The organism is Flavobacterium sp. YO12 (assembly GCF_004119495.1).
Classification (GTDB): Bacteria; Bacteroidota; Bacteroidia; order Flavobacteriales; family Flavobacteriaceae; genus Flavobacterium.
Window position 1 is genome coordinate 79728 of the sequence record NZ_NRQU01000010.1, and the last position, 14819, is coordinate 94546.

Genomic DNA, 14819 nt, shown 5'->3' on the forward strand with positions numbered 1-14819 from the left:
AAAGTTTTTTATCAAATCCAAAGCAAAGACAAATGCCGCTGACTCTCGCATGAGAATTTTTCAAAAATAAAAACTAAACAACTATCAATCAAAACACTACAATCTTACCTTATTTAATTTCAGTGCTTTTCATTAAATCTCTTAGCATCATTTTTCTTTTATTATAATACAATTTTATCTTACTTTTATCACAAGAATACCACTAAAAAAATAAAGTAAAAAATGATTGATTAAACTCTAAAAATTAACCCCATAAACCATAACCTATAACTAATGTATTACATAAAAAACAAAAATCTGATCTCCATTTTCGCACTATTATTTTTCTTTTCCTGTAAAATTCAGGCGCAAGGATTTGATAAGAACACGAAGGATAGTGTAATGATCTACAACAAAATGCTTTCAGAAAAACAGATGCATGAGGATCTTAAACTACTTCTTGCCATAAATGAAAAAGCAAATTCGGGCTTATATCAATACCGCTCTAAAAAACAAATAGACAGCATTTATAGCGCAGCCATTAAAAGTATTAAAAAGCCTTTGAGCGTTACTGAGTTTTACAAAATAATGCTTCGTTTGGCAGATTATGAAGGCAGTGTACATAACTATACTATCCCTGATCTTGATTTAATAAATTTTTTAAATCGGCAGAAATCGTTTTTCCCTTATCCTCTTCTTTATATTAACGGACAAATTATTTTCGATGGTCAATCGTCAGAGATACCTGCTGGTTCGAGAATAAGAAGCATAAACGGTATAAATGACGCACAATTGATGCGATCTTTTTATAAATATTATACAGCGGATGGTCATAATAGTACAGAAAAGTTATCGGCAAGCGTAAATAAATCGTTTGGAATAAACTATCTGCTGGAATATGGTCTTTGTAAAGAATTCGTCATAGAATACAATGCACCAAAATCTGGATCTCTTGAAAAAAAGGTGCTTTCTGCAGTAACACTGAAGCAAAGAGAAGCAAACATTAAAAATAGATTTAGTGCTCCTGTTACTGATTTGATCGATTACAAAAAGCAGGCTCCTTACAGCTTTAGCATGCTTAATCCTGTTACAGGTTTATTAAATCTAAGATGGTTTGGTATGGCATACGGATCTGACGATCCTAAGTTTCAAACGTATGTTCAATTTTTGGACAGCGTTTTTACAAAACTAGATAAAAACAAGGTTGCTAATCTGATCATTGATGTTAGAAATAATCCAGGCGGAAGTGATCCTAACTTTGAACAACCTGTAATGTATCTTACAGATAAACCATTCAAAGAAAATGTAAAGGCGACCATAATCTTTGATCCCAACTTTTTGCCTTTCGAGAAATATTTCTGGGGCGTTTCGACATCAGAACGCATGGATAGTATTACCAAAAAAATGGGAAAAGAATACTTAAAAGATGTGTATCCGGTTTTCAAAAACAATATTAGTGTGCAAAACCAAAAATATAATCCCGTTTATTATCCCAAATCACCCAAATTTAAAGGCAAAATTTATCTTTTGATTAATGAAAATGTGGCATCAGCTGCTTCACATTTTGCTTCTCTGGTAAAAGCGTATGTTGAAAATGTTACTATAGTGGGCGTAGAAACTGTAGGCGGTTACTATCGTCACAACGGACATTCACCATTGGTCTATGAGCTTCCAAATTCAAAGATAAAAACACAATTTTCAATTGTAAATCTGGTTCAGGATGCCCCAAAGAAGGATAACCAGTCAGAAGGTCACGGCATTATGCCTGATCATGAAGTATGGCCGTCTCTAGATGATTTTTTTCAACATAAGGATACGCAAATGGAATTTACGCTTAAACTTATAGAAATGAAATAATTTATTTTTTATACTTTAAAAAACAACAAAAAGCTTCAGAGAATCTGAAGCTTTTTTGTTTATCTATTGCCTGACTCAGGTATGTGTGTTTTATTTATTCAGCTCTTTTTCAATTTCTTTAATAAGTTCAATTGTTAGTGGTCTTGTGTTTTGATCATAAACCCTTATATTATTCTTACCTAGTTTGACAAGAAATTCAACTGTCTTTTTAAATTTTGGGTCTGCATACATCTCTTGTTCTGATTTATCTGCATTTTCTATCATTTTATCAAAACACTTAAACAGAAAATCATTATAATATTTGTCGACTTCGTTGATTGCCGGTACATATATTTGGTAATAATTTAAGATTTTCTGTTTTAATTTTTCGTCTTCAATATACCCAATTTTACCACTAGACTTAAAGCCTTCAAAGTTACCAATATTCATTTTTGGTCCATGTGAATAAATTGGGAACTCAACTTTATTTTTAGACTTATAAATACTGTCAAGTTGGCGAGGTGTTAATGCTAAAATTTTTTCATAATCTATGTTTGATTTTTTGTATGCTTCCTTTTCAATGTCGATGCTTTTTACATCATTTTGCAAATCATTCTTTAAATTTTCAAGAAATACCTTTACTTCTTCTTGTTGATGTTTATGTTCGCTCCAACTGTGCAGCGATATTGAAAGTGTTACTGCAAAAACAATTATGAATATTTCTATTAGGATTTCTTTCACTTTATCTCCCAATGAGTGCTCTTTATTTTTCGCCGCTTTGTAAATTCTTTGAGTGTGTTTTTGTACTTCTTCTTGCATAATTTTTGGTTAAAATATTCTCTGATTAATTTGTTTTTGTCTTTGTTTTATAAAATAGCACAACTTATTATGCATTTGGAAAATCGATACTTATCCATGCAAATTTGGGCTAATATTGTGATATAAATATCTCACAATATTAATTCTCAAATATATAATTTTTCAATTATAAATCATCATATGGACTTTTATTTTACTGCTGTTTTTGATGCATAAAATGAATCTGGACATGAAAACAAAAAAGGTTTTTTTCTATTCTACACACAAACAATCACGATATTTTAAAACTAAGATTCTTATTCTGCAATACTATATTTGGCTGACTAATCGACCATTTCTACTACTAAAAAAGCTTCAGATTTCTCTGAAGCTTTTTTTAGTAGTCTGTTTACACTTTGAAATAACTTTATATCCACCAATAAAATACTCGCATCGACAAAGGATTATTGTTCATTGGTAAGTGCGCCATTTCTCTTTACAATTTCTTTCACTCCTCCTTTTGTTAGAAATATTGAATTGTAAGCACCTGATTTATCAAGTATAAATTCTATCGTCCTATCATTATTATCCGCTCTAAAAAATTTTGTTTTTGACTCAGGCAAAAGCTCCATTTCTGAACTGTTATAAAATAGTTTTTCTCCAATTTTGATTATTTCGATTTTTCCATACTTGCCTGCGTATTTATCATACTGAGCACTATCTGCTTTCGTTTGATGATGTTTGTAAGGAAGTTCAACCTCCATCTGTAATGCAATTGCTGAAAGACCGTAAGCTATAATCTGCGAAGATGATTCGTTGTTTGAAAGTACTGTCACAAAAATTTTATCCTCTGTAAACCGATTAAAAGAAGTCATTGTACCAAAAAAACCTCCATCATGTCCAATTAGCTGATGTCCGTGATTATAAAATGGATTAATCATAAATCCATATCCAAAACCTTCATCACTATAGGAAGTAAACATCAGTTTTTTCATTTCGGCTGTTAGTATTGTTGTTCCATAAAGTATATTGTCCCATAATGCCAAATCTTCAATAGTAGAATAAATGCCGTCGTGTCCAACATTAAATCCCCAATTGATATAAGGATTTTGAACAAATCCTGTTTCGGTTCTATAATAAACTCTTGCTTTTTTTGAAATTATCGAATCATTATTACTTACTCCTGTATTTTTCATTCCTGCTTTGTCAAATATATTTTTCTTCAAAAAAACCGCGTATTTTTCACCAGATGTTTTTTCAATAATCTTCCCCAATAAATAATAGCCGATATTACTATAAGCACTTTGAATTCCCGGCGAAAACTCATAGGGTATTTTTTTTATTTCTTCGTACGCAACATCACTAGAAACAGTAGTTAATGCCAATTCTTTAAAACCTAACGCCAGTCCTGAAGAATGACATAATAACATATGAATGGTAACACTATCTGCTTTTGGATAATCTGGAAAAAATTTACTTAACTTATCGGTAAGTGACAACTTCCCTTCTTGGACTAGCAAGAGAATAGCAGCTGCCGTAAATTGCTTTGTAACAGATGCCAACTGAAATTTAGTATCAATTGTATTTTTAGTATTCCACTCGTAGTCTGCCAAACCATATGCTTTTTTTAGTAAAACTGAGCTATTTTTTGTGACTATGACTGTACCGCTAAAATTATTTACGTCAACCTGTGCCTGCATATAATTTGCCAGATTAACTGCTTCTTTTTTTTGTCCAAAAATTAGTGTCGAGAAAAGAATGAATATCAAACTTGGCAGCAATTTATTGATTAGATATTTTTTTTCCATATTATTTTTTTTCCGTTTGAGATTGTTTTAGTCTGTTTGCTTTCTAGTAATTCAGTTTTATTGATACAAATATAATTGACATATCAATTATATTTGTATATTTTACTTAATTATTTTAAAAAAGTTTCTTTTAGATCAAATTTCTAATTTACATTTTAGTTAATCATTTCTTAATCCCTTCAAAAAAATCATTTGCATTAACCTAAATTCGTTCTGTAATTTAGTATGAAATAAGCTATGTTTTAAAAAACAACTAAATACCATTGTTCCCCAAAAACAAATCTTAAAAATAACTTTTACTTTAAAAAATTGATTTATACCACAATTTTAAATATTGCGATTTTTCAAGGAGTAATCTTGGGCATCATTATTCTAAAATCTTCCTTATTCAATAGTAATTCAAATAAATATCTAGCCTACTTGCTATTTGCACTTTCTATCGTTTTACTAAACTATGTTTTTGAACTTGAAAATGTGTTTAAATCCTATCCCTTAATACGTTTTACAGACGCTGTCGATTGGATATTTCTATTACCCGTTTTCACTTTCCAGTTTATTATAAACCGCATTGATGATACAGTAAAAAACAAACAAAAAACGTATTTGTATTACATTCCATTTGTCTTTAACAGCATTCTTAATGTTGCTGTTTGTCTTGACATTATAGCAGGAATTTATAAAATTCCCGAGGCATACATACCTGTAATCAATATACTCAGGATTATTCAGCTTTTAATGGCCGTTATCATTGTCCTGTTTCTGCCCCTTTATTCTTATTTTATGATAAGGCATTTAAAAGACCCTCAGGAGAAAAAATGGGTCATTACCATATTAACCTTCATGCATTTGCTGCTGGTTACATGGCTGACTACTTATTTGGCTGGTTATTTTTTTCAATTAGATATTTCTGCTGCCATGAGCTGGCTGGCTATATGCGCTACCTTTATAATTCATTGGACAGCTTATGCCGGCATTTACAAATACAAACTTGCCAAGAACAAAGATGCTATTTATCATTTTCTAAACAATGATTTAGCGCTTTCATCTGCCAGCCTTCAAATTATAGAAAGCGGCCCAACAGAAGAAAATAATACCTCGGAAGAATACAGAGAATCTATCACAGCAGATAATCTTTATTTTCAAAAACTAGAACTTCTTTGCAAAGAGCAGCATATTTATACTGACAGCACATTAAACAGAGAAAAAGTTGCCGAACAACTTGGCATAAGTGCAGGTTATGTTTCACTAATTATAAATACGATTACTGGAGACAATTTTGCCAATTATATAAATAACTATCGAGTTGAAGCGGTCAAGAAAATGATTTCAAATTCTGACTATGAAAACTACAATTTGCTGGCAATGGGATTAGAGTCTGGGTTTACTTCAAAAACCACTTTTTATAAGGCGTTTAAAAAAGTAACCGATCAAACACCTAATGAATACAAAAACACTATTAAATAAGTACCGATTTGTGCAATTTTAAGTTTTTGAAACCTTTTCTACTTTTTTTAAAATCAATTTTGTACTCAAATAATTCAAATCACTTTTTATGAAAAAACTATTATTACTAGCTGTTCTTACAGTTTTAGGTTTTGCAAATGTTAATGCCCAAGAAATTAAATTTGGTGCAAAAGGAGGTATAAACTTCGCAACTGTCAGCGGAGATAACACCAAAGGCATTGATTATGTAACAGCATTTAACTTAGGTGTTTTATCAGAAATTCCTATTTCAGATAAATTTTCTTTTCAGCCTGAATTAATGTATTCTGGTCAAGGATACAGTTTCAATGATAATACAATTGCTTTAAGTTACCTGAACCTTCCTTTAATGGGAAAATATTACCTAACTAAAGGATTTAGTGTTGAAGCCGGACCGCAAATAGGCTTTTTGCTTGATGCTAAAAATGAAAAAATAAACGTAAAAGATTCGTTTAATACTTTTGATTTTGGCGTTAATTTTGGTTTAGGCTATAAACTTGAAAACGGACTTAATTTTGGCGTAAGATATAATCTAGGATTAACTGACATTAATAATGTAGATAATTCTTCTAGCAAAAATAAAAACGGACTGTTTCAAGTATCTGTTGGTTATTTCTTTTTCTAAAGCTTATGATTTGGTCTAAAAAGGAATTCAAATTCTTGTAACAACATTATCAAAATCTTAAAAAAACTGGTCAGACATTTTAACGCTGCCTGAAACTAAGTAAAACACCACTTGAAAAAGCTGGTGTTTTTTTTCTATTTCAGATTCAGCAAAATCATAACCGTAGTAACAAATACAAGTTCCAGTCGTGTTACGTTTCTAAAATTCATAAAACATAAATTCAAGTACATTACTCACAAACAGTTGTATTTTAAAAGGACAGCTTCTTGATTGACACTTTATTTTATAATTACAAATCTGTCTGCAGGTCTGAAGAATACAGAGTCTTTTCTACAGCATTATTTTGAGATATTTTTTGAATATCTACCAGAATATCAACATCATTTTTAAAAATTGTGTTCAATACTTCAGCAACTTCCTCTGAAGTATGTTCATTAGAATATCCTACAAACTGAATCAGCTTATCTTTTTGCTGATGCATTTTAAACCCTGCCAAAGACAACTGAGACAAACGATTAGAAACATCAATATTATTGATTTTCACGTTTGATTTTGTTAAAAAAACTATTGGATTTCGAGCTTCTAAATCTATTAAAAACGGAACTCCATTTTCTATCTTTAAACTACAAAAATCACCTGTTCTATATCGTATTAAGGGCAAGAAAGGGTTACTGCCTCCGGTAACTACTAATTCTCCTCTTTCGCCATATGGAAGCTTCACATCTTGATATTCATCAAAAATTTCTAAATACAAATCCGGCCGAATAACCTTATGTCCAATTTCTGAAGCATAAGCTATGTTTCTACATTCTGTTAACGAATAAAGATCGATAACAGGGCATTTAAAATAATTTTCTAATTTGCTTTTGGTGCCTTTTGTTAACTTCATAGCAGAAGATATTAAGGCCTTTGGATTCAGTTTAGGCTTTAAATCTAATAATGCTGTAAAAGCGATTGGATCACCAGTAAGAATTTGCGGATTATACTTCTCAAGGTATTTTTTACAATCATCAGGATGGTTCCAATCTGACGGATTTAGATTTATTTTTAAAATACCCGCTCCTTCTAAATAGGTTGATAAAGAAGCGTATGTCAATGTTTTTTGCTGTGCACAAATCAAAGCAATTGCTGCTGTATTTTTACTTTCTTTTATATGAATATCGAAATCTTTTAGAACCGATTCTATTTGCGGCAGCCAATTGGCTTGTGAAACGGCATCAAAAAGCACATCTAACTTTGGTCCTGTAGATCCAGATGTATGATACACTAACAACTCCTCTAAATTTGCTTCATTAGAAACAAATAAATAAGGATATTTTCTAATGTCTTCTCTGGAAATGGTTGGAAAAGAATCTAAATCAGTGCCTTTTTTTTCATAAAAAGGTACTGTTTTAAGACACCATTTTAAATAGTCATTTACCCAAATTGGCGTTTGTCCTTCGTTCCAAAATACTGTTTTATCATAGTACTTTTTTTTATAGGAATGGACTTTTAAAAGTTGTACTGCGTTTAATCGATCGCCGCTTTTAAAATTAAATTTTGGAGCAAAAGCATCTTGTCTAAGTTCATTTAACAAACTTAAATCATCAAGCAGCGGAAAACGCTCCTCATCTGTTAATGCAATTTGTGGATTACTACTCGCGTCCATAGGTATTTGCTGCTTCTCTGGCTTTTTTCTCTGCCATTTCTCTTTTAATGGCCATTATTCTTTCGTGCGCTTCATAAGATTGTTTTAAAACTTTATGCCTGTCTGCACTGCTTAATGAAGATAATTTATCTGCCGCTTCATCATAACTTTCGCCGTTAGGTATGATCTCACAACAATTTAGCAGCAAACGCACCATTTCTTCCGCACGTTCATCATCATTAATCCATTCCTTAAATTTTACATATGCAGCAGCTTCACGCAATTCTTCAAACCAAAAATTATAGAGTTTATCTGCAATAAATGGCTTATTTATAAAATCTTGATGACTAAGAAGCCATACCGAAATATGAATTGCCAGCCAATGATTATCTTTAATAAGATTTAAATCAATATTGGTTGGTATGTTAAATTCCGTTCTTAAAAAATCATTACTTACAATTCTGTATGTATCACAAATTAAGGCTGTTGAATTCAATCCATCTTTAATAAGAAAATCCGAAGACTTTAAAAAGCTGTCTGGACATTTTCTTAAATAGGTAACTAGTTCAAAAACATCATATTTAGACATAGGCATAATTTTGTTGTGAAAATTCTGATGCAAATTTTAAAAGTTCAGCTTCGTTTGTGACATAATATACTTTCCAACCCATTTTTTCTAACCGTATTACTAAATCTTTTTGGTAATCTGGATAAGAATGCAGAACCATAGTTCCGTGCCCGCCAGCATTTTTTAATGCAATTTCAGCCAATTCCCAATGTGTTTGTTTCTTTTGTGTATCAGAATTTAACATGCTGAATATATCATTGTCCGTAACGATTACAATATGTGATTTTTTATTTGGTTTTTCTCCAAACGGTTTTCGCAATCGCTCAATTCCGTAAGCATAACCAGTTCCCAAATAAGAGGTTAAGGTAGTTAGCAAATCTGTTTCATCAGAAATAAAACCATCTGTTTCCAAGTAACTTCCTGGTTCACCAGATAAACACCCCATAACGGATGCTCCAGCACGTAAAGCAGATAATCCAATAATTGTTGCTGCGAGAACCGGCCATGAAAAATTTTCTTTTGGATTCATCATCGAACCAGAACAGTCTATCCCCATATATACATCTAAAGGTCCTTCTGAAATATTATTATCAGAGTCTGCACCGTAAGTTCTTTTTTGAGTGGTTAATCCGGGAATAATTGCTGGTGATAAAATAGCCGATTGCAGCCAGTCTACTTCTTCTATGGCATCTCCAATATCCCACGTTTCCAAACCTTCTGGTAAATCCATAGAAACATTTTCTGAAGTCTCTACAGGAAAATCAATTAAATGAGATAAAGCAATTTCCTTATAATAGGCATTAACCAAACTCTGCTCATCAGCATTTGGGTTGACTTGCTGCATTAAGTCGATATAATTTCCCGGACCCATATATCCATTTCTTGGTCCAAATCCGCCTTTTATATTTTCATCTAAACCTAAAACATCGATGTTTTTCTTGCCGCCGTCTTCTTTTAAACTAATCGCTTCTTTTCGCATATCGACTATTTCATCATAGCCTTCTAAATCAAGTTCTGTCATGCCCGAGATATCCATAGCTCCTTTGCCTGCATCTTCAGCATCTAATAGTATCAAAATCTTTTTACGTGCATCTCGAAACGTTTTATCATCCATTAAATAGGGATATAACATTACAGCAAATCTTCCTCCTCCATGAATCCAGCCTTTTGAATAACTTCTAACCAAAGAAGCTAATAATGAAGCATCAGCATCTATTTTTTTACTGTGAAATGATAAATTCACTGCTAATTCGCCGCGTTTCAAACGCCACAAATATTCATAAGTACGCATCATTAATGTCCATAATTCAGAAAAATTATCTTCTGAATTAATCGCTTTATAAACCTCTGAAATTTTTAATTTATTGACACGCTGTAATTTATCATTGATTAAAAAATCAGTATATAAATTTGACACCATAGGTGCTCGATCCTCAATACCGGGTAAAGCAAAACGAATTCGGTTCAACAAAACAGCGTTGTCGTATAAATTTGCAGGTGCAAAAATGTGATGCCCTATTTCGTGTGCTAATACCTCAACAGCGTAATCGACAATACCGCGTTCTACAATTTCTTCTAAGTTTATCACTATGCGATGATCTGTTAACCGAATCATTGCAAAGCTGCCCGAAAGCCCTTCTTTTTGAGCTTCCTGATGCGACAAACACCAAATAGGTTCTTGCAAGCGCAGCAAAGGATTCCACTCCAGTTTTGCCTGCTGCCAGCACGATTTCCAAGCGGCTAATGTTTCTTTTATTTCAGATTGATTATGCATTTCCAAGACTGAATAAGTATAAAAAATAGGAATTTTGCAACGTTAAAACCAATGTGTTTTCTGTTGTCGCAAAAGATGAAATCTTTTTTGTGTCAATTTTTTCGTTGCCTTTTCCGAGCCATTTCTCCAAGTTATCTAATCGATTAGAATTTGATAAAATTAGAGATGCATCAACAGAATTTGCAGGAACCAAAACTTTTCCAAATTGGTCTGCAAAAAGTGCATAACTGCTTTTCGAATCGGTTACAAATATGTTTCCATCAATTTTTGCTAGTCTCGGCGGATTTTCAAAAAATCCATCTGTGTCTTTAAAACCGCCTTGTACGCCTTCAAATTTTGGTTTTTCATCCGCCCAAGGATTCTTAAAAAGCTGAATCGAACTTTTGTCTGAACTTATGGCATTACTAACTATTTCTTGCAGATTCTCAGAAAGTTCTTTGAAATCTGTATTTAAACGAATCCTCAAATGCGCCAAACCGCATCTCCACGCATAAATACGTCCTGCAATTTTAAAATCTTCAATAGTTTTAATCTCAGAGCTGCTGAGCTTGATTAGATTACACCAATCTATTGTTTTTTCTGGTGCATATATATGCAGATTAAAAAGAACATCATTTAACAATGAAATTACTTTTACAGGAAATTTCACGACCAAGTTTGGCATTTGCGCCATTAACAGCCAAGCCTCTTTGTATTCGTCTTTATAGCGAATTGCAGATCCGTTTCCAATTAACTTCAATGATTCTTGATAAAGCGCTTTTACGATTTCATGAATTTTTTCTGGAGCAGAATTTAAAGCAGCCGTTTCTTTTACAATTGGTTCAACAACTTCTACCATCCAGCTCGTAATTGCATGAGCAGGCAAATTGCCATATTTCATTTCGCTCTCATTGTACCATCGATTGTATAACGTACTTTTTTCGCTTAATTCTGCAATAAGTGGTTGAAAGCTTATTTTTTCCATTGCAGCCATCTTTTGTAATTGGTATATCGTTGATGCAGATATTTTAGTTTTAAAATATCATCAGCTCGATAACCGTACAGCTTTTTCTCTTCAGACCACTTTTGCAGCTGCTTTTCAATACTTAAAAGTCGATTATCAATTTCTTTTGAAGATATATTTTCAAGACCTTTTTTAAATTCCTCTTCAAATCGATCAACTGGATCATTTCTATCCAAATCCTGACTCACATATTCATCGCAAGACAAATCGAATAAGTTTCGCAGCCACACAATTCTATCTACTCTGTATACTTCATTGCCTATTTGATCGAAAAATGGAGATTCTAAATGCGGCGTCAAACTGTCGTGTAAAACAAATGGCAAAACTTGTCTAATATCTTCTAATTCTACTTTTCGATTTCCTCTAAAATAAGCCAATGCTTTAGAAAACATTAGTAATGTCATGATTTTTCTAACAGATAAACCATTCTTTGCCTGCGAACCTAAATCTTTAATTGGATCTTTTCCTGTTTCTTTTCTAAAAAGAACACGCATATCCATACCAGATAATTTTGCCGTGTCTTTGGTCATATATTCCAGTCGGTTAGACGCAGGTTCAAAAAATTCAAACTGGCGACAGAAAAACTCAATACGTTTACGTAATTCTGGATCTATTTGAATCCCTCTAATTTGTTTATTTACAGTCGTTAATTCTTCTTCTGTAAAAATAATTTCTTCAGGAATTATTGCTTCTGGCTTAAAATTGAGCTCAATGCGCTGCAATAAATCTTCAATAAACCTTGTATTAAAGTGCATAGCTCTAATAACAATATCAATTCTATCCTTTAAGGCTTCAATAACCTGATAAGTTCCTCCACCTGCATCATCGTTAGCAGTCAGATACCATGCGCCATCAGGACATTCATAAATCTGATCAAAAATTTCAGCGTAGTTATCGGCCAGTACGGTTAATAAAGCAGATTGCGTTCTGGTTGGAATTCGATTATATTCATCAATAATTTTTACTCTCATGCCTAACCATTTTCGCCAAGCAATTCGAATATCTGAAGTTTTTTCGGCCTTTACCATATCCGAAGGCAATGGATGTCCTAATAAATCTGAAATTGTCATTTGAGGCTGACCATGCTGAATGGCTCGCATTACATCTTTATTATCATATCCAGCCAGCAAACCCATCAAAACAGAAGTAGCTGTTTTTCCGCGACCTGGCCCGCCAACAATAAGACATTTACCTCTTACAGCTAAATTTAACAGAGGCATTAATACAAAACTAGAATAGCTTTGATCTGTAGGCAGATAAACAGGTACTTTACTGTCTCCAAATAAAAACTTTTTAGGATCGCTGTCATTAAATTCGATATCATAATACGGACTGATAATGGCCGTATTAGCGATCCAAAAATACGCTTGGCGCAATTTCTCATCTAAAGTAATCGCATCACCAGATTCTTTTTGAAAATCATCAGTTGAATAAAGATCTTCTACTTGAAATTTATTATTGCTTTTGGCATCTTGCGGATTTGTTGGTGATTCTGGAACTTTCTTAAAAAATCCCATCGTTTTATTTAATAAATCAGACATAGCTATATTTTGATTCTAAGTTATTTAAAATTTACAATTCTCTGCAGCAGATAATACTTTTGATACTTGCTCAATTCGTTCATCGATAGTACCACTGAGCATATAATATTTAAGATTTCTATTGTTTAAATCTTCTATTATTTTTTGCTGAAATTCCTTTCTTTTCACATCACCAGATCGATCCCAAGTGTCATCATAAGGAATATCAGTATCACAGACAAAAATAATATCGTGCCTGTTCTCTGCTGCTTTTGCTAAATTTTCTAAGGCTGCAAGAGCCGTTCCATGGTAATCCAGCGAAAATAAATAGGTCGTAATCGCATTAGTATCTGAGAACAAAATTCGATTTGATTGCAGCACAAGAGCATCTTCTCTCTCAATGTGTGTTTCAGCAATTTTTAAAAGATCTTCTAAAGTTAGTCTTTTATTTATTTGATGCTTCTCCCAATATTCTCTTCCGTATTCAGGCATCCATTGCGTATCAAAATGAAGAGCCAATTTTTCTGCTAACGTAGTTTTACCAGTTGATGGAGCTCCAAGCAATACCACTTTTGTTATCAAATCTTTATAAACTATGGGATGAATAAATTTCTTATTTTCAAATGAATCTTTTCTAATTTTTGTGGCAGAGATTGGAATAATATTCCGACTAACATCAACTTGTCGATTTACAGCATTCAGCGCAATACTCATATGTACGCCATAAGGCTCACTCGAGTAAAAATGCGAGATAGTACGATTACCTAAAACACTTAAAACATAATCTTCCTGAATTTTCATAATCTCTGGCGTATAACCAGTATCATTTGGTGAATTCACACCTTCGATGACTACAATTTTCGGGTATATTTCACGTATCCAAGCTGCTCTGGTCGCTAAAGCAATATTTATTACTGGATCATCATAAATTAACACTATTAATTCATCAACTTCATTAACAGCAGTTTCTATTAATAATTGATGTCCTTTATGAAAAGGCGCAAACTTACCTAGTGTTAATCCAACTTTATGCTCGCTCATATTCAAATTCTTCATTATATACTTTTCTCCATTCTAGATAACCAATTATTGCCATTATTAAAAAAAGCACATACAACCCTGTTGTAAAATACAAACCTTTGTACCAATATACACCTATAGCAACTACATCTACAACTATCCAAAACATCCAAGAATGTAATACTTTTTTAATCATTAAATATTGAGCAACAAGACTTGCAATGGTTATAAAAGCATCTTCATAAGGAAAAGATGCATCCGTTTTTGTCTGCATAAAATAACCTAAACAAAAGGATAATAAAATGGTTGAACCAATCCAAAAAGTTTCGTTTTTTATCAATGTTATACGCAATGTACTGTGATTTGAACCGCCATATTTCCAATTATACCAGCCAAATACTTGCAGAAAAACATAAACAACATGCAAAATCATATCTGAATATAATTTGGCTGTGTAGAAAATAAAACAATATAATATTACTTGAAGTAAACCAAAATACCAACACCAGATATTTTGTTTAATAGTAAAATAAACAGCCATAAAGCCGAAAAATGCGCCAAATATTTCTAAAGTTGTATCCATAATTGGGTATAAATATATAATAATGAATCAAAATTTTAATTGATAACGAATAACATTTAAACAATTTGCATCTCTTTATTTAAGTACTTTTTGAACGACTAATACTTTTTGAACAAATTAGAATCATTAACCATCTTATTGTCTGAAAAATGGAGATCTAAAAAATTAGAAAAACACATCCTTCTGTTTTTGATGT

12 protein-coding genes are annotated in these 14819 nt (G+C 32.3%); 3 read left to right on the forward strand and 9 right to left on the reverse strand.

What is annotated here, in order from left to right:
• Positions 1–381: 381 nt before the first annotated feature.
• Positions 382–1836, forward strand: a complete 1455-nt coding sequence (locus BOW55_RS05050) for a S41 family peptidase (RefSeq protein ID WP_164975001.1) — start codon at positions 382–384, stop codon at positions 1834–1836.
• Positions 1837–1926: 90 nt separating this feature from the next.
• Here BOW55_RS05050 and BOW55_RS05055 read toward each other — a convergent pair whose 3' ends face one another.
• Both BOW55_RS05055 and BOW55_RS05060 read right to left on the reverse strand, forming a co-directional pair.
• Entirely contained in the window at positions 1927–2634 is a 708-nt protein-coding gene (locus BOW55_RS05055; protein WP_129023252.1) for a DUF6090 family protein, read from the reverse strand.
• 443 nt (positions 2635–3077) lie between these two features.
• Positions 3078–4421 carry a serine hydrolase gene (locus tag BOW55_RS05060; RefSeq protein ID WP_129023253.1) on the reverse strand — a complete coding sequence of 448 codons (1344 nt, stop codon included), beginning with the start codon at positions 4419–4421 and terminating at the stop codon, positions 3078–3080.
• A 309-nt stretch (positions 4422–4730) separates the two neighbouring features.
• Between BOW55_RS05060 and BOW55_RS05065 the strand changes: the two genes are divergently transcribed.
• Complete coding sequence (locus tag BOW55_RS05065; RefSeq protein WP_129023254.1) at positions 4731–5885, forward strand: AraC family transcriptional regulator; 1155 nt, start codon at positions 4731–4733, stop codon at positions 5883–5885.
• Positions 5886–5973: 88 nt separating this feature from the next.
• Positions 5974–6528: a porin family protein gene (locus tag BOW55_RS05070; RefSeq protein WP_129023255.1), complete on the forward strand. Its 555-nt coding sequence runs from the start codon at positions 5974–5976 to the stop codon at positions 6526–6528.
• Positions 6529–6817: 289 nt separating this feature from the next.
• On the opposite strand, the gene BOW55_RS05075 is transcribed toward BOW55_RS05070, so the two are convergent.
• Genes BOW55_RS05075 through pnuC form a run of 7 tightly spaced genes read right to left on the reverse strand, consistent with a single transcriptional unit; the run spans position 6818 to position 14623 of the window.
• Positions 6818–8176, reverse strand: coding sequence for an AMP-binding protein (locus BOW55_RS05075; RefSeq protein ID WP_129023256.1), 1359 nt, complete (start codon positions 8174–8176; stop codon positions 6818–6820).
• Complete coding sequence (locus BOW55_RS05080) at positions 8163–8744, reverse strand: hypothetical protein (protein ID WP_129023257.1); 582 nt, start codon at positions 8742–8744, stop codon at positions 8163–8165. Before BOW55_RS05080 ends, BOW55_RS05075 begins: the two co-directional genes overlap by 14 nt.
• Positions 8737–10497, reverse strand: a complete 1761-nt coding sequence (locus BOW55_RS05085; protein ID WP_129023258.1) for a hypothetical protein — start codon at positions 10495–10497, stop codon at positions 8737–8739. The genes BOW55_RS05080 and BOW55_RS05085 overlap by 8 nt, the downstream gene beginning before the upstream one ends.
• Positions 10490–11461 (reverse strand): hypothetical protein, encoded by a 972-nt coding sequence (locus BOW55_RS05090; protein WP_129023259.1) that lies wholly within the window; start codon positions 11459–11461, stop codon positions 10490–10492. Before BOW55_RS05090 ends, BOW55_RS05085 begins: the two co-directional genes overlap by 8 nt.
• Entirely contained in the window at positions 11449–13041 is a 1593-nt protein-coding gene (locus BOW55_RS05095) for an AAA family ATPase (protein ID WP_206733588.1), read from the reverse strand. Before BOW55_RS05095 ends, BOW55_RS05090 begins: the two co-directional genes overlap by 13 nt.
• Positions 13042–13065: 24 nt before the next feature.
• Positions 13066–14061, reverse strand: a complete 996-nt coding sequence (locus BOW55_RS05100) for an AAA family ATPase (RefSeq protein ID WP_206733589.1) — start codon at positions 14059–14061, stop codon at positions 13066–13068.
• On the reverse strand, positions 14048–14623 hold the full coding sequence (gene pnuC / locus BOW55_RS05105; RefSeq protein ID WP_129023260.1) for a nicotinamide riboside transporter PnuC: 576 nt from the start codon (positions 14621–14623) through the stop codon (positions 14048–14050). The genes BOW55_RS05100 and pnuC overlap by 14 nt, the downstream gene beginning before the upstream one ends.
• Between the last annotated feature and the right edge of the window lie 196 nt (positions 14624–14819).

Coding starts and splice junctions, on each gene's coding strand:
- BOW55_RS05075 (WP_129023256.1), bottom strand. CDS start 8,176: ATGGACGCGAGTAGTAATCCACAAATTGCATTAACAGATGAGGAGCGT.
- BOW55_RS05095 (WP_206733588.1), bottom strand. CDS start 13,041: ATGTCTGATTTATTAAATAAAACGATGGGATTTTTTAAGAAAGTTCCA.
- BOW55_RS05050 (WP_164975001.1), top strand. CDS start 382: ATGATCTACAACAAAATGCTTTCAGAAAAACAGATGCATGAGGATCTT.
- BOW55_RS05100 (WP_206733589.1), bottom strand. CDS start 14,061: ATGAGCGAGCATAAAGTTGGATTAACACTAGGTAAGTTTGCGCCTTTT.
- BOW55_RS05090 (WP_129023259.1), bottom strand. CDS start 11,461: ATGGAAAAAATAAGCTTTCAACCACTTATTGCAGAATTAAGCGAAAAA.
- BOW55_RS05055 (WP_129023252.1), bottom strand. CDS start 2,634: ATGCAAGAAGAAGTACAAAAACACACTCAAAGAATTTACAAAGCGGCG.
- BOW55_RS05070 (WP_129023255.1), top strand. CDS start 5,974: ATGAAAAAACTATTATTACTAGCTGTTCTTACAGTTTTAGGTTTTGCA.
- BOW55_RS05080 (WP_129023257.1), bottom strand. CDS start 8,744: ATGTCTAAATATGATGTTTTTGAACTAGTTACCTATTTAAGAAAATGT.
- pnuC (WP_129023260.1), bottom strand. CDS start 14,623: ATGGATACAACTTTAGAAATATTTGGCGCATTTTTCGGCTTTATGGCT.
- BOW55_RS05085 (WP_129023258.1), bottom strand. CDS start 10,497: ATGCATAATCAATCTGAAATAAAAGAAACATTAGCCGCTTGGAAATCG.
- BOW55_RS05060 (WP_129023253.1), bottom strand. CDS start 4,421: ATGGAAAAAAAATATCTAATCAATAAATTGCTGCCAAGTTTGATATTC.